General features: G+C 64.0%; 19 protein-coding genes and 1 pseudogene. 6 read left to right on the forward strand and 14 right to left on the reverse strand.

From position 1 onward, the window contains the following. The first annotated feature begins 10 nt into the window (after positions 1-10). Positions 11-760: an anti-sigma factor family protein gene (locus tag BLT09_RS20470; protein WP_329608768.1), complete on the forward strand. Its 750-nt coding sequence runs from the start codon at positions 11-13 to the stop codon at positions 758-760. Between the two features lie 38 nt (positions 761-798). Here the strand turns inward: BLT09_RS20470 and BLT09_RS20475 are convergent, their stop codons facing one another. The 6 genes from BLT09_RS20475 to BLT09_RS20500 form a co-directional block, all read right to left on the reverse strand. Further along, positions 799-1,386 carry a histidine phosphatase family protein gene (locus tag BLT09_RS20475; protein WP_091596013.1) on the reverse strand — a complete coding sequence of 196 codons (588 nt, stop codon included), beginning with the start codon at positions 1,384-1,386 and terminating at the stop codon, positions 799-801. A gap of 54 nt (positions 1,387-1,440) precedes the next feature. Continuing rightward, positions 1,441-2,259 carry an enoyl-ACP reductase FabI gene (gene fabI, locus BLT09_RS20480; protein ID WP_091596015.1) on the reverse strand — a complete coding sequence of 273 codons (819 nt, stop codon included), beginning with the start codon at positions 2,257-2,259 and terminating at the stop codon, positions 1,441-1,443. 156 nt (positions 2,260-2,415) lie between these two features. Further along, positions 2,416-3,216: a DUF1194 domain-containing protein gene (locus BLT09_RS20485; RefSeq protein ID WP_167366481.1), complete on the reverse strand. Its 801-nt coding sequence runs from the start codon at positions 3,214-3,216 to the stop codon at positions 2,416-2,418. A gap of 168 nt (positions 3,217-3,384) precedes the next feature. Beyond that, positions 3,385-4,134, reverse strand: a complete 750-nt coding sequence (locus BLT09_RS20490; protein WP_139172637.1) for a hypothetical protein — start codon at positions 4,132-4,134, stop codon at positions 3,385-3,387. A 337-nt stretch (positions 4,135-4,471) separates the two neighbouring features. Beyond that, the gene (locus BLT09_RS20495; protein WP_091596020.1) at positions 4,472-5,392 is read right to left on the reverse strand and encodes a DnaJ C-terminal domain-containing protein; all 921 of its coding nucleotides are present in this window, start codon (positions 5,390-5,392) and stop codon (positions 4,472-4,474) included. 97 nt (positions 5,393-5,489) lie between these two features. Continuing rightward, complete coding sequence (locus BLT09_RS20500; protein WP_091596022.1) at positions 5,490-5,966, reverse strand: RT0821/Lpp0805 family surface protein; 477 nt, start codon at positions 5,964-5,966, stop codon at positions 5,490-5,492. Positions 5,967-6,007: 41 nt separating this feature from the next. Here BLT09_RS20500 and pdxH point away from each other — a divergent pair, with 41 nt between their 5' ends. Continuing rightward, a complete protein-coding gene (pdxH, locus tag BLT09_RS20505; protein WP_077381363.1) occupies positions 6,008-6,625 on the forward strand; it encodes a pyridoxamine 5'-phosphate oxidase in 618 nt (205 codons plus the stop codon). A gap of 85 nt (positions 6,626-6,710) precedes the next feature. Here the strand turns inward: pdxH and BLT09_RS20510 are convergent, their stop codons facing one another. From BLT09_RS20510 to BLT09_RS20520, 3 genes are all read right to left on the reverse strand, one after another. Beyond that, the gene (locus tag BLT09_RS20510; protein ID WP_091596024.1) at positions 6,711-7,019 is read right to left on the reverse strand and encodes a type II toxin-antitoxin system RelB/DinJ family antitoxin; all 309 of its coding nucleotides are present in this window, start codon (positions 7,017-7,019) and stop codon (positions 6,711-6,713) included. Positions 7,020-7,302: 283 nt separating this feature from the next. Next, positions 7,303-8,055 carry a crotonase/enoyl-CoA hydratase family protein gene (locus BLT09_RS20515; protein WP_091596026.1) on the reverse strand — a complete coding sequence of 251 codons (753 nt, stop codon included), beginning with the start codon at positions 8,053-8,055 and terminating at the stop codon, positions 7,303-7,305. 52 nt (positions 8,056-8,107) lie between these two features. Beyond that, a complete protein-coding gene (locus BLT09_RS20520) occupies positions 8,108-9,877 on the reverse strand; it encodes an acyl-CoA dehydrogenase family protein (protein ID WP_091596028.1) in 1,770 nt (589 codons plus the stop codon). Positions 9,878-10,087: 210 nt separating this feature from the next. Between BLT09_RS20520 and BLT09_RS20525 the strand changes: the two genes are divergently transcribed. Both BLT09_RS20525 and BLT09_RS20530 read left to right on the forward strand, forming a co-directional pair. Continuing rightward, a complete protein-coding gene (locus tag BLT09_RS20525; RefSeq protein ID WP_091596192.1) occupies positions 10,088-10,318 on the forward strand; it encodes a hypothetical protein in 231 nt (76 codons plus the stop codon). 175 nt (positions 10,319-10,493) lie between these two features. Then, positions 10,494-11,591, forward strand: coding sequence for a glycoside hydrolase family 25 protein (locus tag BLT09_RS20530; RefSeq protein ID WP_091596030.1), 1,098 nt, complete (start codon positions 10,494-10,496; stop codon positions 11,589-11,591). Positions 11,592-11,615: 24 nt separating this feature from the next. Here BLT09_RS20530 and purD read toward each other — a convergent pair whose 3' ends face one another. Further along, on the reverse strand, positions 11,616-12,893 hold the full coding sequence (gene purD / locus BLT09_RS20535) for a phosphoribosylamine--glycine ligase (protein ID WP_091596194.1): 1,278 nt from the start codon (positions 12,891-12,893) through the stop codon (positions 11,616-11,618). 162 nt (positions 12,894-13,055) lie between these two features. Between purD and ubiA the strand changes: the two genes are divergently transcribed. After that, positions 13,056-14,039: a 4-hydroxybenzoate octaprenyltransferase gene (gene ubiA / locus BLT09_RS20540; RefSeq protein WP_091596032.1), complete on the forward strand. Its 984-nt coding sequence runs from the start codon at positions 13,056-13,058 to the stop codon at positions 14,037-14,039. Between the two features lie 58 nt (positions 14,040-14,097). Here the strand turns inward: ubiA and BLT09_RS20545 are convergent, their stop codons facing one another. The 3 genes and pseudogenes from BLT09_RS20545 to BLT09_RS20555 form a co-directional block, all read right to left on the reverse strand. Continuing rightward, a complete protein-coding gene (locus BLT09_RS20545; RefSeq protein ID WP_023799370.1) occupies positions 14,098-14,667 on the reverse strand; it encodes a DUF6101 family protein in 570 nt (189 codons plus the stop codon). Positions 14,668-14,851: 184 nt separating this feature from the next. Further along, a pseudogene (locus BLT09_RS20550) lies at positions 14,852-16,236 on the reverse strand (FAD-binding oxidoreductase). 10 nt (positions 16,237-16,246) lie between these two features. Next, positions 16,247-17,218, reverse strand: a complete 972-nt coding sequence (locus BLT09_RS20555; protein WP_167366482.1) for an L-threonylcarbamoyladenylate synthase — start codon at positions 17,216-17,218, stop codon at positions 16,247-16,249. Positions 17,219-17,393: 175 nt separating this feature from the next. Here BLT09_RS20555 and BLT09_RS20560 point away from each other — a divergent pair, with 175 nt between their 5' ends. Then, positions 17,394-17,852: a hypothetical protein gene (locus BLT09_RS20560; protein WP_091596036.1), complete on the forward strand. Its 459-nt coding sequence runs from the start codon at positions 17,394-17,396 to the stop codon at positions 17,850-17,852. Positions 17,853-17,886: 34 nt separating this feature from the next. Here BLT09_RS20560 and glyS read toward each other — a convergent pair whose 3' ends face one another. Further along, on the reverse strand, positions 17,887-20,310 hold the full coding sequence (gene glyS, locus BLT09_RS20565; protein WP_091596038.1) for a glycine--tRNA ligase subunit beta: 2,424 nt from the start codon (positions 20,308-20,310) through the stop codon (positions 17,887-17,889). Positions 20,311-20,392 lie beyond the last annotated feature (82 nt).

Genomic DNA, 20,392 nt, shown 5'->3' on the forward strand with positions numbered 1-20,392 from the left:
CGAAACGCTCATGGCCTTTGCAGACGGCGAACTTGACGACGCGACTGCCGCAGCCATCGAGAAAGCCATGCAATCGGATATCGCCAGCAGGGTCGCCCTGTTCCTGGAAACCCGCGTTCAGGCCAAAGAGGCACTGGGGCCGGTTCTCGATGAACCCGTTCCCGACCGGCTCAGCCAGTCCGTGCAGCGAATGATCGACGAGGCCAGGCGGCGCAGCGTTCCATCGGACGCCAGCGAACGCGCGCATGTCGTTGCCTTCAGGGCAAGGGACAATCGGGCGATGCCGCGCCCCCAGGCATCCTGGATCATGCCGCTGGCTGCTTCGCTGGTTGCAGTCGTTTTTGGGTGCGGCGGATATTTTTTTGGGTTTGCCAGCCAAAACCAGCCGCATGGACTTGAGGTGGCAGGGCAGGACAGCCCTCTTTCAGAGGCGCTCGGGCAGGTGGCGTCCGGCGAAGAAGCCGTGCTGGCAGGTTCCACCGACAGGATCCGTGCCGTAGCCACGTTTCGCGATGGAGCCGGTTCCTTGTGCCGCGAATTCGAAATCGATTCCGCCAACCGCTCGACCGTCATATCCGTGGCGTGCCACTCGAATCATGGCTGGGCGGTGAATTTTGCCGTCGTTGCGCCCGCACGCGATGGCGGATATGCACCGGCCTCGTCTTCGGAAGCGCTCGATTCCTATCTCGCGGCAACCGGAGCGCATGAGCCTCTGTCACGGGAAGACGAGGCAGCGGCATTGAGATCGTTGGGCCAGTAGAAGGGCGGGCCTGTGGGCATGCTTTTGGGCGACGTGCATTAGAGCCACTCCAGGCGTCGGCCCTCCAGCCTGAGCAAGCGATCGTGCGGCACATTCAGCCTTGCGGCTTCTTTCTCGGGCATTCCCAGCACCATGCGGAACAGGGCGCGCACGACGCCGCCATGCGTCACGCAGACCGTCCGGCGATCCAGCGCGTCGAACCACGGCTTTACCCGTTCGAGCAGCATTTGATAGCTTTCGGCGCCCTCGCCGGGCGGCAGGAAATTCCACTTGTCGAGTCGCCTCTCCCTGGCCGAGCCGAGATGCCGGGCCTCGAGTTCGGGAAAGGTGAAGCCCTGCCAGTCGCCGAAACTCATTTCGACAAGGCGTGGATCGGTGCGATAAGCTTGGGGATCGAGCCCCATCGCCCTGCGAATGCGTTCCATCGTCTCACGCGTTCGCCGCATCGGGCTGGCGACAAAATCGAAATCTTCGGGATCATGAACCAATTCGGCCAGCCGATGGCCATTGCCGGTCGCCTGCTCGCGGCCGAGCGGGTTGAGATCGGTGTCGGCCTGTCCTTGCAGCCGGGACTCGGCGTTCCACACCGTCTGGCCATGGCGCGCGATGTAGACGAGCGGATACATCAGGTCATCCGGAGAGCGGCCGAGAGCAGGCGGGAGGGTATATTCCAGGCGGGTCTATTCCTTGACCGTCGAAATATCAGGCGCGTCGACCGCCTTCATGCCGACGACATGGTAGCCGGAATCGACATGGTGGACCTCGCCGGTGACGCCGCGTGAAAGGTTTGAAAGGAAATAGACCGCAGAATCGCCGACCTCCTCTTGCGTCACCGTCTGCTTTAGCGGCGAATTGTATTCGTTCCACTTCAAGATGTAGCGAAAATCGCCGATGCCGGAGGCTGCCAGCGTCTTGATCGGACCGGCGGAGATGGCGTTGACGCGGATTTTCTTGGCGCCGAGGTCGACGGCCAGATAGCGCACGCTGGCTTCGAGCGCTGCCTTGGCAACACCCATGACGTTGTAGTGCGGCATCACTTTTTCCGCACCGTAATAAGTCAACGTCAGCAGCGAGCCGCCATCGGTCATCAGCGCCTCGGCGCGCTTGGCGATGGTGGTGAAGGAAAACACCGAGATGTCCATCGTGCGCAGGAAATTGTCGCGCGTCGTCTCGACATAGCGGCCTGTCAGCTCGTCCTTGTCGGAAAAGGCGATGGCGTGGACGAGGAAATCGAGCTTGCCCCAACGCTTGGCGATGTCGTCGAAGACCGCATCGAGCGTTGTCGGATCGGTCACATCGCAATGGCCGGCGACATGGGCGTTGAGTTCCGCCGCCAGCGGCTCGACGCGCTTCTTGAACGCCTCGCCCTGATAGGTCAGCGCGATTTCGGCGCCATGGTCGACGCAGGCCTTGGCGATGCCATAGGCGATCGACCGATTGTTCGCGACGCCCAGGACAAGCCCGCGCTTGCCGGCCATAATGCCTTGTCCACCCGCCATGTGAGCGCTCTCCGCAAGATTTGCTGCTTCGTGAAGTGGCTATCGCACAGGCACAGAGCCCCTTCAAGCGCTCAAAACGGACAGTGCCCGCCCGGCTGACCTTCCGACCTGGATGCCATGCAGCAGTTCTGCAAGCGTAGTTGTGCGTCGAAGAGGTCACTCGATCCTGAAACGAGGCGCATCTGTCGGCGCCGACGCCAATAGGTCGCGAACAAGTTTCCTCGTCATGAATTCACCGGCGTCTTTCGCATCCGAGATGTCCATGGCGAACGCTCCCGGACCGCCGATCACGCTGGAGTGGAAATATTGCGCAAGTTCCGCATCCTGCCCCAGGACCAATCCGTTGATCGTAAAACCTTGCGCCAGCGCCGCGTCTCGCGAGGATTCTGTTCCGCCCGCGAAATTGTCGGTTCCGTTGGCGCAGATGTTCATGACCGCGCGCTGCGTCGCGTGCGGCGATGACGTCAACAGGAGCGAAGCAAAGGCGATCGCCTCCGACATGTCTGTTAGACGATCGTGCATCGCCGCGGGATCAGCGTCGCCGTCGCGATCCTGCTCCATATCGCCGCCTCCGTAATGGGTTCGGTCGATGAGCGTCACCGAAGCGAGCGCCTGAGACACGCGCGCGGCGTCCTCGGCCGCGCCGATGACGGTCCAGGGCACCAACAGGTCGAACTTGCCATCGCTTGACCATGTGAAGACGGCGAGCCCGATCCGACGCCGCGGGCCGGCGGTGGCGGCGCGCAGGAAGTCGGGGTGGACGAGCGCCCGCACGAGCCCGGCCTGCTGGAGCCATTCCTCATATCGGCCGATCGAGTCCGATACGTCGATTGCTGTGACGACATTGGCGTCGGTGCCCGGCACGACCGCGTTGGCCGCTGGCGAAGCGCCGCACAGGAAGACCATCAGTGGCAGGGCGAGGTGAAGGGCGCGCCAGCGGCAAGGTTTCGCCGGCATGGCAGGCTTCGACTTCACCCTCTGGTGTTCTGAACGACGCCGGAACCAGCGCGTTGGAACGGACGGAAACAGGTGCGACAGCATTGGCTCCTCCCGGAATGATCCCGGGGGTAACGGGCCGGAGCCAAACTTATTCCTCCTGTTCGCGCGGCCGTTTCCGCAATTCGGTTATGTCCGCTTTGAGAATGGCAGGCTCGGATCCATTGCGTGAAGATCCGCATCACGCCCCAGCCCGCGATAGAGGATGAACGCACAGCAACAGGCGACGGCAATCGACAGCATCTCGCCGCCGTCTTCCGCGTAGCCAACGAGCTTCGAGCCCGTCAGGAAGTGCAGCATGTCAACCACCACGGCAAAACCCACAAGACACGCGAACAGCAGCAAAAACATCGATCCGAGGGCTTGTTGCCTCGGTCTGCTTTGCCAGAATGACCACAACAGCGGCGCCAGCAGGCCGAGCGCGACCGCCGACCAGGTGATGATTTCCCCGGTGTCGCGAGCCCGCATGCCCGGCAGCGAAACGAGGTCGAATGTCGCTGCCAGCAGCAGGCCGCCGCGCTCATGGAAACGGGTGGCGTCGTCGAGCGTCACAAAACTGAAAATCAGGGACCAGGCAAGAAACATATGCTCCCTGGTTCGAAGCCAGATGCCGAACAGAAACAGGGCGCAAAGCGCGGCCTGCCCGTAGTTGAACATCTCGGGCAGCGATCCATCCCTGCTGATGTTGAGACGCGCAGGCAGATCGTAGTGTGAAATTCCAACAGATCGAAGCGCCTCGATCGCGAATGGAACGATGATGACGAGGATATTCAGGCATATCACTATCAGCGCGAAAACCCTGCTGAGCCTGTCGTTTCGATACATCGCCCGGATTTCCCCGAACGCATTTTCCAAACTCGATAACGCATGACCCAGCAATCCGACGCGCTCCTTCGTTGCTATTCGTTTGACGGCAAATTTCGTTAGTCGACCAAGCGGGACGTGCTCCTGGACCGCCCGTCGACGTTCAGCCCGCCCGGCTGAGTTCGGTCCGGCATGGTCTGGAAACGGGGCGGCCGCGGGTTTATTCCGCCCGCGCGAAAGAAAACGCTCTCGGCGACGAGCGATTGACCCGCCTGGCGCAAGCCGGCCACGTTGCGGGCGGGCGTTCGCCATCGAACGATGTCGCGGAATGCGGCTGAGCCCTGCAGTCGAACAAGACGGACAGGTGAGAGACAAGAGCGTTTGCGGCGCAGCGCGCCTTTGACGCGCCAGGCTAGCGTTTGCGGTTGCGCATCAACGCTTCGAGATCGCTGTCGCCACCCTCAGGCAGCATCAGCCGCACATGCGCGTAGAGATCACCATGACCGCCGACTTTTTCCGGCAGGCCCCTGCCCTTCAGCCGCAGGACCTTGTCCGAGCTCGACCAGGCGGGAACATTGACTGCAACCTTGCCGGTCGGCGTTTCGACCGCCACCTTGGCACCCAGCACGGCATCCGCCAGCGCAATCGGCAGGTCGGCGTGGAGGTCGCGGCCTTCGACACGGTAGCGCGGATGCCGCCGGAAGCGGATCTTGACCAGCGCATCGCCCGGTTGCCCCGGCCCTTGCTCGCCCTGGCCTTTCAGCCGGATGGTCTGGCCGTCTTCGACATAGGCTGGCAGCTTGACTGCGACCTTGCGCCCGTCGGGGAACATCGCCGTTACCTTCTCGGCAGTCGCCGCTTCTTCGATGGTGATGTCGAGCGTCACGTTCAGGTCGGCGCCGGTCGGCGCCTGCCGGCCGGCACCCATGCCGGCGCCGCGCGAGAAGGTCTCGCCGAAAATCTGGCTGAAGATGTCGCTGCTGCCGTCGAACGGATCGCCGCTCGGACGGCCTGAGCGAAACTCGAAACGCGAGCCGCCCGGCCCTTGCTGCCGGCGAAAACCGGCGAACGGATCGGCGCCGCCGGCGGCGCCCTCGAAGCCTTGAAAGCGCGGCTTGCCCTCGGCGTCGATTTCGCCACGATCGAAAGCCGCACGGTTCTTCTCGTCGCCGACGATCTCGTAGGCCTGGTTGGCCGCGGCAAACCGCTCCTTCGCCCTGGGATCCGGATTCTGGTCCGGATGATACTCCTTGGCAAGTTTGCGGTATGCCGATTTTATATCCTTGGCCGATGCGTTCTTGGCAACGCCCAGCACCTCATAGGGGTCGCGCATGCTTCCTGCCCTGGAGAAGGAGTGAGTCCATGATTGCCATCTATATGCGCTCGCATAGGAAGAAATTCCAGTAGCGCGGTCATATGATGGCGGAAAATCAGAGCGCTTTGAAGTCCTGCATCCGCCAGGCGCCGGCGCCGGCCAGGCACACCTCACCCTTGAACAGGGCGACGCCGTCGAAGCTTTCGCGTGAGGCGGTGAAGCGGCGGCAAAGCTGGCCGTGGTCCCTGGACTCCGCCAGTTCGGTGATCGAGCCGCGCGAACCGGTATCGGAATTCGCCCACGGAACGGCCTGCCCGCCAAGTTCCTGGATATCGGCTGAAGACACCGCGTTGCGGATCGTCGCCTGGTCCGAGGCGCGATCCTGGTCGATCGGCATGGCAGAGGCAGGCGTGCTGCTGGTCAGGATCGTACGGTCGACCTCCGCCTGCTCCAAACTGAAGCCGCCGGCACCGCAGGCGGCAAGCGGCAAGGCGACCAGCACGATCGCGGCGGCCTTGACCGCAATTTGCGCGTTGGCCGAAGCAATAAGGCGCCATTGCCTGCTGTCAAAAAGTTGCGCGATGCGCGACAATCGGCAATCTCCCCCGGCCGGCAATAGAATTTGGAAAAACTATGAGCGAAACTGAGTTAACAAGCGGTGACTTTGCCGAGGCTGCCGAGCCATTCCGCCTGTTTGCCGCATGGCTTGACGACGCGACGAAGAGCGAGATCAACGATCCCAACAGCGTGGCGCTGGCGACCGTCGACGCCGAGGGCATGCCGAACGTGCGGATGGTGCTGCTCAAGGGGTTCGATGAAAGCGGATTTGTGTTCTACACGAATTTTGAGAGCGCCAAAGGCCGCGAGATTCTTGGCAGCATGAAGGCGGCGATGTGCTTTCACTGGAAATCGCTGCGCCGGCAGGTGCGTGCACGGGGGCCGGTGGAGATCGTTACCGATGTGGAAGCGGACGCGTATTACGCGACGCGTCCGCGCGGCAGCCGCATCGGGGCATGGGCGTCGAAACAGTCGCGGCCGCTGGAGAGCCGTTTCGCACTGGAAAAAGCCGTTGCCGAATACACGGCGCGCCATGCGATCGGCGAGATCCCGCGACCCAAACACTGGTCGGGCTTCCGCATCGTGCCGCAGACGATCGAGTTCTGGCACGACCGGCCTTTCCGGCTGCACGATCGCATTGTCTTCTCGCGCAACGCTGAGGGCGGCTGGGACAAGACAAGGCTTTATCCCTGAGCGAGTGGTCCCTTAAGCGGCTTCACCAAGGGGGCCTGGGGCAATCCTTGCCGAACCACCTTGGTAAACCGTGCCCAGACCAGCCTCAAGACTCACCTGCCTCCGCCTTGCGAGGCGCTGCCGCCCGGCGTGCAGCAAAATGGGATTCGGCGTCGACGTCTTCAACGTCCGGCCGCGTATCCTCGAGCGCCTGCTGAACTTTTGCCCGGAACCAGGCATCATGGGCGTCACTGTTGCTGACAAGTTCGAGCGGCAAGGCGCCCTCATTGGCGGTGCGCGTCAACAAGATACGGACGGCATCGGAAACCGTGAGCCCCATGTTTTCCAGAACCGCCGTGGCGCGTTCCTTCACCTCCGCGTCAATTCGGGTCTGGACCAGTGCGTTAGACGGCATGGCAGTCTCCTTCTCTAGCAGACGATGTGATGCATTTGCATGACACATTCCAGGCTCTTGGTCGGCGCGTCTAGGTCCTCTGCACAGTGGTTTTGACAGGTTGCGCCGATCGGCAGCGACCGTCGACAATTCCTCTTCCTCTCAGCCAATTTCAGTGGCAATCGCAAACCTCTAGGATTGGCTGAAACATCCCTCCCTTCGTCATCCCAGGGCAAAGCAATGAGCGAAGCGACGCGGCGCAGACCCTGGGATGACGAAGACGTGGTGGGAACTAATAGCCCAGCTATCCCTTCTTCCTGGTCATGAAGGCCATCAAGGCAGCGCGGGCCTCGTCGGATTTGAGCCGCTCGCGAAAATGCTCGCTTTCCTGGCCGATGCGGGCAACGAGGTCTTCCCGCGAGCCGCGCATCAGGTCGCGCGCGATCTTCATTGCCTGCGGCGGCTTGGCCGCGATCTGGCCGGCAGCGGCAAGCACGGCGGCTTCGAGCTCGTTCTCCTCGACCACCGCGTAGATCAGCCCGGCGGCTTTCGCCCGCTCGGCCGAAAACCCCTCGCCGAGGCCAAGCAGCGCGAAAGCGCCTTGGCGGCCGAGAATCTGCGGCGCAAGCAGGCTCGAGCCCGCCTCGGGGACCAGTCCGAGATCGACGAAGGGCGTGCGGAATAGTGTGCGCGGCGTGGCGAAGGTCAGGTCGCAGTGCAGGTTGAGCGTCGTGCCGATGCCGACCGCAATGCCGTCGACGCCGGAAATCATCGGCTTTTCCGTCCTGGCCAGCGCCATCAGGAAATCCCAGACTTCGGTGCCGCCGTCGCCGCCGGTGGCGACGACCATGAAATCGGCAAGGTCGTTGCCGGACGAAAAGGCGCCTGGAACGCCGAGGAAGACATGGACGCGGATCGCCGGATCGGCGTCGCCCTCGGCAAGGGTTTTTGACATTTTCGCATACATGGCCCGCGTCAAGGCGTTCTTCTTGTCCAGACGGTTCATGCGGATGATCTGGATGGCGCCCTGGCGCTCGACGAGGATATGGTCTGTCACGGGTGATCCTTTGTGAAACGCCGGGCTTAGTGAAACGTCGACCTGGTGGCTGTCAGGCAGAAATCAGTGTCTGGCCGGCAGCCGCAAGGCTCTCGGCGCCGCCGATGACACGCTCCTTCAGCGCGCTCGCCTCGCCAAGCAGGTTTTCGGCGAAGAAGCGGCAAATGGCGATGCGGCTTTGATCGGCAAGCGCGCCGCGCGCCAGATAGGCGCCGCCCGCCGCCAGCGAGATCAGCCGCAGATAAGGCGTCGCACCGGCCAGCGCCGCGTCCGAGCGGCCGTCGGCGAGCAGCCCTTGCAGGAAGCGCGTCGCCTGGCTGAGGTCGTCGAGCGCCTGGTCGAGGCCATCGGCGGTGCGGCCAAAACCTTGAAGGTTCGAGGTCCGCGCTTGATTGGCGACGGCTTTCAGTTCGGCGATGTAGCCATGCACATGCTCGCCGCCGCCAAGCGGCAGCTTGCGCGCCACCAGGTCTATCGCCTGGATGCCATTGGTGCCTTCGTAGATCGGCGCGATGCGCGCGTCGCGATAAAGTGCTGCCGCACCGGTCTCCTCGATGTATCCCATGCCGCCATGAACCTGCAGCCCGAGCGAGGCGACCTCGACGCCGACATCGGTGGAAAAGGCCTTGGCCAGCGGCGTCAGCAGATTGGCGCGCTCCTGCCAATGGACGGCTTCATCGCCGACGGATACGCGCGCATGGTCGATGGCGTGCGCGCAGCAATAGCTGATGGCGCGCGCAATCTGGGTCAGCGCCTTCATGGTCAGGAGATTGCGCTGCACGTCGGGGTGATGGACGATCGGCGCCATGCCGCTGCCATCATAGCTCGCGGTCTTGCCTTGCCGGCGTTCATTGGCGTAGGCGAGCGCCTTCTGCGTGGCCGTTTCGGCAACCGCAACGCCCTGCATGCCGACGGCGAGCCGCGCATTGTTCATCATGGTGAACATGCAGGCGAGGCCCTTGTTTTCCTCGCCGATCAGCCAGCCGATCGCGCCGGGGGCGGTCCCTTCGAAACCGTCGCCATAGATCATAGTGCAGGTCGGCGAGGCGTGGATGCCCAGTTTGTGCTCCAGCCCGGAGCAGAAGACGTCGTTGCGTGCGCCAAGCGCGCCATTATCGCCGACCAGGAATTTCGGCACCAGGAACAGCGAAAGGCCGCGCGTGCCGGCCGGCGCGCCCGGCAGCCGCGCCAGCACCAGGTGGATGATGTTGTCGGTAAGATCGTGCTCGCCATAGGTGATGAAAATCTTCTGGCCGAAGATGCGGTAGGTGCCGTCGCCGGCCGGCTCGGCGCGAGCGCGCAAGGCATTCAGATCCGAGCCCGCCTGCGGCTCGGTCAGGTTCATGGTGCCCGTCCATTCGCCCGAGACGAGCTTTTCCAGGTATTTGGCCTTCAGCGCCGGTGAAGCATGCTTGTCGAGCGCTTCGACCGCGCCCATGGTCAGCGTCGGGCCGATGCCGAAGGCCATGGCGGCGGAGTTCCACATTTCGAGCGCGGCGACGCCCAGCATGGTCGGCAACGCCTGGCCGCCGAACTCCTCCGGCGCGGACAGCGCGTTCCAGCCGCCGTCGATCCAGCGGCGATAAAGTTCCTTCCAGCCGGGCGGCATGGTGACGGCCGCGCCGCTCAGCACCGCGCCTTGTTCATCGCCGATCTTGTAGAGCGGCGCGACCTCTTCGCCGGCAAAGCGGCCGGCTTCCGCCAGAATGGCGTCGACGAGGTCTTCGCCAAGGTCGCCAAAGGTGCCGGCGTCAAGCGCCGGCTTCAAGCCGGCCACATGCTTCAGCGTGAAGGCGATTTCCTCGACTGGTGCCCGGTACATGCCGCTCGCTCCTCCTCTGTCCGGCAAGCCAACTTAAGATCCGTGCCGACACAAGACCATCCGCTTTTGGGTCGCCTCTCTCGCCTTCTTTTTACGTAAACGTCAAATTTTGTCACGCGGATTTTGCATTTGGAATTGTTCACGCTAAAATCGGCAAAAAAGCCGGACAAGTCGACCGGCGACCGATCAAGAATATCGAGGGGACCGCCCGTGCTCGCCAGACCTGACGCCTATCGCTGCACCGAATGCGGCCTGCCCTATCGAGCGGCAGGTTTTTGTCACCATCGCGGCAAGATCGAGGACGGCGCCGCCTATTGGTCGGATCGCGGCATTCTGTGTTCGCCGCAATGCTCGCTGACCCATCACCGCAAGCGCCAGGCTGAGGGTACGCTGCCGCAGGCGCCGGCGCCCGACCCGTTCCACCCGCTCGCCCTCCGTTGATGACCAGCAAAGCCATCCGCGGCACGATTGCGGCGGTCGCCGCGGGCCGCCGAAAGTATTTCCTTAACCATGGCGGTTCAGGATCAGGCTTTGGCCAGCAAGGATCTGCTGTTTGAAGCCGCCGGCGCACCCTCTTCGCCGCCCAGGACTCCTCGCCGTCGCGACCGCGACGGCAATGGCGTTGGCGCCGGCACAAGCCTCGGACTTCTCCGCGCCCTGGAAGAATGCCGACCGGGCGCTGGTGATCGACGCCTACGAATACAATCCCATCGACTGGGCCGAGCTTGCCACCGACAAGCGCATCGTCGGCTTCATCAACAAGGCGTCCGACGGGATGCCACCAGCGTATTTCTGTTTCGGCGACGAGACCGCGACGCGGCTCTGCAAGGCGCTGTGGAAGCGCCATGCGGTGGCACAGGAACTGTTCCAGACGCGCAAGGTGGTGGCCAAGGCGCTCGGCCTGAAATGGGGTGCTTACCATCTCGCCCGCCCGGGCAACCCCGTCGGACAGGCAAATAATTTCATCAATTTCGCGAAACCTGGTCCGGACGACCTGCTCGCCCTCGACATCGAGGATGACGACCCGACGAAATGGATGTCGCTCGAGGATGCAGAGGAGTTCGTGCGCCATGTGCATCGGCGGATTGGCCGTTTTCCGGTGCTCTACACCAACGGCAAGACCGCCAAGCACATCGCCGACAACAAGTACAAATACCGGCTGCTGTCGCGGCTGCCGCTCTGGTATGCGCGCTACAAGCCCGACATTGGCGTGCATTTTCCGATGGGCAACTGGCAAGGCTACGCACTCTGGCAGTTTTCGGCAAAAGCCAATTGCGGCCGGTTCCGCTGCCCCTATCGGGTGGCTGGCACGCCCAACGACATCGATGTCAATGTCGCACCGATGGATGCCGCCGCCTTGCGCGCGCAATGGCCGTTCGGCGGCCTGATCGACGCGCAGCCGGATTACCTCGCCTCGATACCGCTGCCACTCTCGCGGGCGGCCGGCCTTGCCGGCAATGTCACCCTTACCTATGCGACCGTGGCGCCGCCGCCGAGCTTCACCGAAATGGTCGCCATGTTCAGCGCGGGCTGGTCCAAGTTCCGCGGCAGCTTGCAAATGCCTGCCGTAGGGACAGCGCTGCGTCTTCCGCGCCGGATCGCCGACTATCTGGGGTGGCTGCCAAAGGAAAAGCCCTCCGCATCGGCCGTTGAAGCCGTGCCCACCGATCCGGTCAGCACTGCGTCGACCGAGTTCGATCGTAGCCCCCGCTAATCTTGCCCCCGCTAATCTTGGACGTCAGCCCGCCTGCTCGCGGGCCACGGCCTGCCAGCCGATGTCGCGGCGGCAAAAACCTTGCGGCCAATCGATCCGGTCGAGCGCCGCGTAGGCTCGCCGCTGCGCCTCGCCGACCGTGCCGCCGGTCGCCGTGACACCGAGCACACGGCCGCCATTGGCGACCAGCGCGCCGCTGTCGATGGCGGTGCCGGCATGAAAGATCTCGACGCCATCGCCCGCGGCCTGTTCGACGCCGCGGATGACCGAGCCCTTTTCCGGCGTGCCGGGGTACCCCCTTGCCGCCATCACCACGGTGAGCGCCGCCTCGTTGCGCCAGCGCACTGAGGTATGTGCAAGCTGGCCGTCGGCGGCAGCGTTGAGCAGGACCAGGAGATCGTCCTTCAGCCGCATCATCAGCACCTGGCATTCCGGATCGCCGAAACGGGTGTTGTATTCGATCAGCTTCGGCCCATCGCCTGATATCATCAGCCCGGCAAACAGCACGCCGGAAAACGGCGTGCCAAGCTCGGCCATGCCGCGCATGGTCGGCTCGATGATCTCGCGCATGGTGCGGTCGATCATCTCCGGGGTCATCACCGGGGCCGGCGAATAGGCCCCCATGCCGCCGGTGTTCGGACCGACGTCGCCGTCACCGAGGCGTTTGTGGTCCTGCGCGGTGCCGAACGGCAGCGCGGTGGCGCCGTCGCACAGGCAAAAGAAGCTCGCCTCCTCGCCGGTGAGAAACTCCTCGACGACCACCTCCGCGCCGGCCTGTCCGAAGGACCCGTCGAAACAGGTATCGAGCGCTGCCAGCGCCTCGGCCAAATTCATGGCGACGGTAACGCCCTTGCCGGCGGCGAGGCCGTCGGCCTTGATGACGATCGGCGCGCCCGTCTTTTCGACATGGGCCCTGGCCGACGCCAGATCGCCGAAGCGGCCATATGCGGCGGTCGGGATGTCGTATTTCGCACAGAGATCCTTGGTGAAACCCTTAGAACCTTCCAGCCGCGCCGCCGCCCTGGACGGGCCGAAGACGCGAATGTTTTCAGCGCGAAGGTCGTCGGCAATGCCGGCGACCAGCGGCCCTTCCGGCCCGACCACGACGAGGTCGATCTTTTTCTCCGTGCAGAACCGGGCCACCGCCGCATGATCGGCAATGTCGAGCGTCACCAGTTCGGCTTCGCGGCCGATGCCGGGGTTGCCGGGCGCCGCGTAGAGCTTGGTCAGCAGCGGCGAGGCCGCGATCTTCCAGGCCAAGGCATGTTCGCGGCCGCCGGAGCCGATCAACAATACGCGCATGCCCAGGTCCCTTGCCATTCCACGATCAGGACTGCGCTATTGCGCCCCGTACGATGGGTCAAGACATTTGGAAGACTTTGAGCGCAATTCCACACGGGAACGTGGAATGGTTCGGCCCGCTTGACGCTTGACGGCGTTCGCCGCTGCTGCCACTTCAGCACAATGGAACCCATCCAGTCGAAAGCAGCCCAGGGCCGCGTCGCCGATGCGCCGAGCGGCCACTGGGTCTACCGCATCCTGCCACGCCTGACATGGCCCTATGCGCAGCTTGCCCGGTGGGACCGGCCGATCGGCTGGCAGTTGCTGCTGTGGCCATGCTGGTGGTCGGCAGCCCTTGCCGCGAGTGCCTATCCACGCCCTACTGATCCCCTGCTCTCGCTGCTGCCGGCGCCATGGTATCTCGTGCTGTTCCTGATCGGCGCCGTCGCCATGCGCGGCGCCGGCTGCACCTACAACGACCTGGTCGACCAGGACATCGACAACCAGGTGGAACGCACGCGCTCGCGGCCGCTGCCGGCGGGAAAGGTCACGCGCCGGCAGGCCTGGGCGTTTCTCTTGATCCAGGCACTGATTGGACTCGCCGTGCTTCTGCAGTTCAACAGCTTTGCCGTCCTGCTCGGCATCTGCTCGCTCGCCGTCGTCGCCATCTACCCGTTCATGAAGCGATTTATCAATTGGCCGCAACTGGTTCTCGGCCTTGCCTTTTCCTGGGGTGCGCTGATGGGATGGGCGGTCGAGTTCGGCGATCTCGATGGCCCGGCCGTCATGCTCTATATCGGGTCGATCCTGTGGGTGATCGGCTACGACACGATCTATGCGCATCAGGACAAGGAAGACGACGCCATCGTCGGCGTGCGCTCGACCGCACGCCTGTTCGGCGACAACACCAAGACCTGGCTCGTCGGGTTTTATGGCGGAGCGCTGGTCTGCTTCGCCGTCGCCTTCGCGGCGGCGCAGGCGCCGGTGCCGGCGCTGGCCGGGCTGGTCGCGGCCGGCGCCCATATGGCGCGGCAGATCACCGTGCTCGACATCGACGATCCCGACCAGTGCATGCTTCTGTTCAGGTCGAACAACCAGGTCGGCTGGCTGGTCTTCCTCGGCCTGATCGGCGGTGCGTTGTGGGTGGCGCTGAAGCCGCTGGTGTAGCGGCTTTTTTCCTTCTCCCCTTGTGGGACCCACAAGGGGAGAAGGGAAAGCGCTCGCTCTATTCGTCGCGCGAAATAATTTCCTGGCCGCCGATCACCAGCCTGAGGCCGAGGGCGCCGGCCCTGCGGCGGGCGAGGAAGCGCGGACGACGCATGGTCGAAAGCCGACCCCTGCGACGGTCCTGCGCGGGTAATGTCTTGATGGCGACGCCAAGCGATTCCTCCAGCGTGCGGGCGATGCCGTCGGATTCGATCAGAAGCATCGGCAGACGGTAAGCATCGGCCCAGGCGCGCCAGTCGGCGGCGACATCCTCGAGATCGTCGGCCACCAGCAGCGGCACTGACAGCATCGGATCATTGTGCAGAAGCTCCAGCGTCACCGTGACATTGCCGTCCGGGTCCTCCATTGCGCGGGCTGCCACGCCACGAAACGCATTGGCGGGCAGAGCGATGAACGCCGGCAGGCCGCTCATCTCCAGCACGCGGCGAATGACGGCGCCACGATGGTCGATGGTGAAGGTAACGTCGCCATAGTCGTCGCGCGTCGCGTAGCTTACCACCTGCGGCAGGCGGAGTGGGTCGAGGCGCATATTGCGCCCAGCCCAGACTGGCTTCAGTCCAGTGTTCATATCGTGCCTTTCCTGTCTCTCCTGAGAGCCGGTCTTCCGGTTCTCCGGGCCGGTTTTTCCGGCCTCGTTGTGGGGAAACATTAGCGCGGGCTTCTTATCGCAGCGCTTAAGAAAGTCGGTTAAATTTTGCTGATCTCGAGGCGATGGTTATCGGAATGCAACCATTCACAAGACGGCGAAAGGATCAGATAACCTTACCGGGATTCATGATGCCGGCCGGGTCGAAGGCCGTCTTCACCCTGCGCATCAGTTCGATCGCCATCGGCGGCGCCGTCGCGATCAATTCATCCCGCTTCAGCTGGCCGATGCCGTGCTCGGCCGAGATCGAGCCGTGAAGGCTGCGCACGACATCGTGCACGGCCTTGTTCATGGCGTGATAGAGCCGGAGAAACGCCTCGTCATCGCCACCGATCGGCCGGGAGATGTTGTAGTGGAGATTGCCGTTTGAACGGCGCCGGCTGCCTTTTCGATGAATTGCGGGATGGCCGCCACCGGCACGGAGATGTCGTGCTTGATCGAGGCGCCTTCGGGCTTCTGCGCCTCGGGCAGCAGCTCGCGGAAACTCCAGAAGGCATCGCCCTGCGCGATGCTCGCCGCAATCACCGCATCGCCGACGATCTCCTGCTCGAGGCCGGCTGAGAGCACCTCCTCGATGAGGGCCCTCGCATCCTCAGCCGAGCGACCCGAAGAGATCTGCATCAGCACATACCATGGCCAATCGCCGGACAGCGGCCGCACGACGCCTGGCGCGTGCAGCAGCGTAAAATCGTAGGGCCTCTGGCCGATCAGCTCGAAAGCAGTGAGTGCGGCACCGGCGCGATCCATCGCCAGGCTGAACAGGGACAGTGCCGCCTCAGGTGACGACAGGCCGGCAAAGGCCACCTCGCGCCCCTTGGGCTTTGGGAAAAGCTTGAGCACGGCGGCGGTGATGACGCCGAGCGTGCCTTCCGCACCGATGAACAGGTTTTTTAGATCGTAACCGGTGTTGTCCTTCTTCAGCTTGCGCAGATCGTCGAACACCTCGCCGGTCGGCAGCACCACCTCGACGCCGAGGCACAGCTCACGCGCATTGCCATAGGCGAGAACGCCGGTGCCGCCGGCATTGGAAGAGAGATTGCCGCCGATCTGGCAGGAGCCTTGCGCGGCAAGCGACAGCGGAAACAGCCGGTCGGCGGCATCGGCCGCTTCCTGCAGCGTCTGCAGGATGACTCCGGCCTCGACGGTGACCGTGTTGGACAGGACGTCGATCTCGCGGATGCGGTTCAGCCGCGACAGCGACAGCACGATCTGGCGGCCGGACGTGTCCGGCACCTGCGCGCCGACCAGCCCGGTGTTGCCGCTTTGCGGCACGACCGGCGTTCCCGTCTCGGTTGCCAGCTGCATGATGCGGCTGACCTCGTCGACGCTGCCGGGCCTCAGCACCAGCGCCGTCCGGCCATGCCACAGGCCGCGCCTCTCCGTGAGGTAAGGCGCGATATCCTGCTGGTCGCGAAGCGCATATTTGTCGCCGACGATTGCCGCAAAGCGGTCGATGATGGCGGGGTCGATATCCCTTGAGATGTCGTTCATGGATGGGAAACTATGGTGCTCCATCGATCTTGTCACGAGGGGCGGCGGCGCGCGAAAGCCGGTCGTTGATCGCCTCGCCCAGCCCGTCGGAGGGGATCGGCTCGACGGCGATTGTCTTGGCGCCGCTGCGATCGAGATCCTGCATATGGGCAAAGAGGTTGGCCGCGGCCTCGCGCAGGTCGCCGGTTGCGGACAGGTTGCGCAAGGCGGCGGCGCCTTGCCAGCCTTCGGCACGGCGGGGGCCGAACGCCAGCAAGGCTTCGCCCTTTGCGACTTTTGCGGCGTTGACCCGCACCGCAGCACCCGGCGCGTAATGCGAGGCGAGCATGCCCGGCGCCTCGATGCCCGCCGCGCCGCGCCGCAGCTTCATGCCTGCGGCCGCTTCGATCTCTTCGGCGGCAATGCCGCCCGGCCGCAGCAGCCGCAGCTTTCCGCCCTCTATCTTCACGATTGTCGATTCGACCCCGACCGACGTCGCGCCGCCATCGACCACCAGCTTGATTTTTGGACCGAGATCGGCGGCCACGGCCTCGGCCGTCGTTGCGCTGATCCTGCCTGAGGAATTGGCGCTGGGCGCTGCAAGCGGGCGTCCGAGCCTGGCGATCAGTTGGCCGCCAAAGCCTTTCGGCATGCGCAGCGCGACCGTATCGAGCCCGGCGGTGACCAGCGGATGAATGCCGTTGCCGGGCCGCTGCGGCAGCACCAGCGTCAGCGGTCCCGGCCAGAATGTCTGCGCCAGGCGTTTCGACACGGGATCGAACAGCGCGATGCGCTCAGCCATCGCCAGATCGGCGACATGGGCGATCAGCGGATTGAAGCGCGGCCGGCCCTTGACCTCGAAGATGCGCGCCACGCCAACGCCATTGGTGGCATCGGCGGCCAGCCCGTAGACGGTTTCGGTCGGAATGGCGACGACATCGCCGCCTTCGAGCAGCGCCAGCGCCCGCTCCATCGCCTCGCCGGCGGCAAGTATCTCAGCCACTCTCATCACCTTACAGAAGCGGGACCTTACGGATGTCGGTGCGTAATACGGTGACGTTCACGGGGCAAGTCCGGGCGGAAGCGAATCGCCAATCGCTAAAATGCCAGCTTTCCTGGCAAGCCCGCATCAATTCCCGGAAGCTATGGTGCCGGCCTGTTGGGCAAGGGGAACTATCATGGTCTGGGTGCGTATTTTGGGGGCGCTTGGCCTCACTCTGGCGGCGGGCACAGCACAGGCTTCGTCCTTCGTTGTTCCCGGTGCACCATCCTCGACCCCGTCCGTCATCAGGCTCGGCGCGCCTGAGCCGGCGAAGGTGGCTGGCAACTCCTCGACGCCATCGATCGTGGCGCTCGGCGAACCAGTGCCCGATGTCACCTATGAAAAAGTTTCTGCGATCCCGAGCCAGCCCGAGCCCAAGCACGATTTCACGCAAAGCCCGATGATCATTCGCGGCGGCATCGTCGGTGACGCCTTCACAAAGCCGGCGCCCAGCCCCGCACCTGCTGCGGCAACTGCTGCCGCAGCGCCCGGGGCAGCTACAAAATCCGACAAAAAAACAACGGCAACGAACAGCCCGCCTGAGCCCGCAGCGCCGCAACCAACGCCCATCCCCGAGATCGACCAGGCCAGATAGAAGTTCGCGGGACGCTCGCCTGAACTGCCAAGCCTCAGCCGGCGATCTTCGAGAAATCCGCGACCTGGTCGGTCGCTGCCCGGATGCGCGCCAGCAACGCCAGGCGGTTGGCGCGCACGGTCTGGTCCTCATCATTCACAAGAACACGTTCGAAGAATGAATCAACCGGTTCACGCAACGCGCTAAGCGCCAGCATGGCGGCGGAAAAGTCTTCGTTGTGAATCGCTTGGCCGGCTTCCTTCTCGGCCTGGTTCACCGCGGCAAACAGCGATTTCTCGGCATCTTCCCGGAATAGAGCCGGCTCAACATGTTCGGCGATCGTCGTTTTCTTCTTCTCCTCGGCCGCCAGGATGTTGGCCGCGCGCTTGGTGCCGGCAAGCAGGTTCTTGCCGTCCTCGGTGTCGAGGAAGGTGCCAAGGGCTTTGACACGGCGGACGATTTGCAGGAGATCGTCGTTGGACCGCGAAGCCCCCTCATCCGGCCGCTCTGCGGCCACCTTCTCCCCGAGGGGAGAAGAGGTCGCCAACGCCGGTGCCAGCCTCTTCTCCCCAGCGGGGAGAAGGTGGCCCGAAGGGCCGGATGAGGGGGCAGCGCCACCGGCCAACACAGCATCTATCAAATCATGCCGCGCGCCCTGGTCGCGCAGATAGACTTTTAGGCGGTCGTGGAAGAAGGACAGGAGGTCGGAGCTAAAGGGCCGTCCGGACGCAAGATAGTTCGCCATCTGGTAAGCGCGGTCGAAGAGAGATGTCAGCGCAAGCCGGACACGATTCTCGACCAAAATCCTGATCACTCCCAGCGCCGCCCTCCTAAGCGCATAGGGGTCTTTCGACCCGGTCGGTTTTTCGTCAATCGCCCAGAACCCGACCAGCATGTCGAGCTTGTCGGCGAGCGCTACGGCCACCGATACCGGATCGGTCGGCACGCGGTCGGACGGGCCCTGCGGCTTATAGTGCTCCTCGACGGCGGCGGCGACCGAGGGATGCTCGCCCTGCAGCAGCGCATATTTGCTGCCCATGGCGCCCTGCAATTCCGGGAACTCGCCGACCACCTCGGTGGTGAGGTCGGCCTTGGCCAGGACGACAGCGCGACGTGCAAGCGCGGTAATCTCCCCCCTTGAGGGGGAGATGTCGCCGAAGGCGACAGAGGGGGTCGCTGATCCACGCGCAACGACCCCCTCTGGCCTGCCCTCCTTGCCACCGCTTGCCATCTCCCCCTCAAGGGGGGAGATTCCGCTCGCCACTATCGGCGCCAGTTCTTCGGCCAGCCTCTTGATCCGCTCCACCCGCTCACCCTGCGTGCCGAGCTTGGCGTGGAAGGTGACGCCGAGATGGTCGAGGCGGGCCATGCGCTGGTCGAGCGGCTTCTTGAGATCGAGCCCGAACTTTTCCGCCGATGCCTGCAACTGGTCGAGGTCGGGCAAATCGCCCTGGTCGGTCTTCCAGAAATAGAGCGCGTCGGAAAGGCGGGCGCGCACCACCTTGCCGTTGCCGTGGGCGATCTCCTTGCCGCCGTCGCTGGCCTCGATGTTGGCGGTCAGGACGAAGCGGTTGGAAAGCTCCTCGCCGGCGCCCTGCGGCCGCGTCACAAAACACTTCTGGTTGGCGCGGATCGTCAGCCGGATCACCTCGGCCGGAATGGCGAGAAAGTCCTGCTCGAATTCGCCCATCAGCGCGACCGGCCATTCGACCAGGCCTGACACTTCCTCAAGCAGCCCCTCGTCCTCGACAAGGTTGAGCCCGTTGGCGAAAGCGAGATTCCTTGCGTCGGCAAGGATGATCTGCTTGCGCCGGTCGGCGTCGAGCACAACCTTCGCCGCCTCCAGCTTGGCGGCATAGTCGTCAAAACGGCGCACGCCGATAGCGCCCGGCGCATGAAAACGATGGCCGTAGGTGATGTTTCCCGAGCGGATGCCGTCGATCTCGAAATCGACGACCACCGGCTCCTCGGTCTCCGGGCCGAAGGTGCAGAGGATGGACTGCAGCGGCCGCACCCAGCGCAACGATCCCGGTTTCGCCGAGGCCGGCCCCCAGCGCATCGATTTCGGCCATGGAAAGTCGCGGATGATGCCCGGCACCAGTTCAGCGATTATCGTCTCGGCCGCCCGGCCCGGCTTGGCAATATGGGCGACATAGAAGTCGCCCTTCTTCGGATCGGCGTGGACATGCGCCTCGGCGATCGAGGAAAGACCGGCCTTGCGCAGAAAACCTTGGACCGCCTGTTCGGGCGCTTTGGTCGAGGGTCCCTTGATCTCCTCGCTTATGTCCTTCGAGCGCGCGGTCACGCCGCGAATGTCGAGCGCCAGCCGGCGCGGCGTCCAATATTCGCGCGCCGCCTCATAGGTCAGCCCGGCCTCGACCAGACCGTCCGTCATCATCTTCTTCAGGTCGCCCGCCGCCTTGCGCTGCATGCGCGCGGGAATCTCTTCCGAACGAAGTTCTAAAAGCAGGTCGGGCATAAATTGTGCTCACGCGGCGAAATGGTCCAGGCGGCATAGCAACTCGGCTGGTCCCATGCAATCGGCGCATCCACGGACGATT

This window comes from Mesorhizobium muleiense, assembly GCF_900099905.1.
Classification (GTDB): domain Bacteria; phylum Pseudomonadota; class Alphaproteobacteria; order Rhizobiales; family Rhizobiaceae; genus Mesorhizobium; species Mesorhizobium muleiense.

What these genes read in the sequence shown, in the direction of transcription:
- BLT09_RS20470 (WP_329608768.1), top strand. Translation starts at nt 11, where the DNA reads ATGGCCTTTGCAGACGGCGAACTTGACGACGCGACTGCCGCAGCCATC.
- BLT09_RS20475 (WP_091596013.1), bottom strand. Translation starts at nt 1,386, where the DNA reads ATGTATCCGCTCGTCTACATCGCGCGCCATGGCCAGACGGTGTGGAAC.
- fabI (WP_091596015.1), bottom strand. Translation starts at nt 2,259, where the DNA reads ATGGCGGGTGGACAAGGCATTATGGCCGGCAAGCGCGGGCTTGTCCTG.
- BLT09_RS20485 (WP_167366481.1), bottom strand. Translation starts at nt 3,216, where the DNA reads ATGCCGGCGAAACCTTGCCGCTGGCGCGCCCTTCACCTCGCCCTGCCA.
- BLT09_RS20495 (WP_091596020.1), bottom strand. Translation starts at nt 5,392, where the DNA reads ATGCGCGACCCCTATGAGGTGCTGGGCGTTGCCAAGAACGCATCGGCC.
- pdxH (WP_077381363.1), top strand. Translation starts at nt 6,008, where the DNA reads ATGAGCGAAACTGAGTTAACAAGCGGTGACTTTGCCGAGGCTGCCGAG.
- BLT09_RS20510 (WP_091596024.1), bottom strand. Translation starts at nt 7,019, where the DNA reads ATGCCGTCTAACGCACTGGTCCAGACCCGAATTGACGCGGAGGTGAAG.
- BLT09_RS20520 (WP_091596028.1), bottom strand. Translation starts at nt 9,877, where the DNA reads ATGTACCGGGCACCAGTCGAGGAAATCGCCTTCACGCTGAAGCATGTG.
- BLT09_RS20530 (WP_091596030.1), top strand. Translation starts at nt 10,494, where the DNA reads ATGGCGTTGGCGCCGGCACAAGCCTCGGACTTCTCCGCGCCCTGGAAG.
- purD (WP_091596194.1), bottom strand. Translation starts at nt 12,893, where the DNA reads ATGCGCGTATTGTTGATCGGCTCCGGCGGCCGCGAACATGCCTTGGCC.
- ubiA (WP_091596032.1), top strand. Translation starts at nt 13,056, where the DNA reads ATGGAACCCATCCAGTCGAAAGCAGCCCAGGGCCGCGTCGCCGATGCG.
- BLT09_RS20545 (WP_023799370.1), bottom strand. Translation starts at nt 14,667, where the DNA reads ATGAACACTGGACTGAAGCCAGTCTGGGCTGGGCGCAATATGCGCCTC.
- BLT09_RS20560 (WP_091596036.1), top strand. Translation starts at nt 17,394, where the DNA reads ATGGTCTGGGTGCGTATTTTGGGGGCGCTTGGCCTCACTCTGGCGGCG.
- glyS (WP_091596038.1), bottom strand. Translation starts at nt 20,310, where the DNA reads ATGCCCGACCTGCTTTTAGAACTTCGTTCGGAAGAGATTCCCGCGCGC.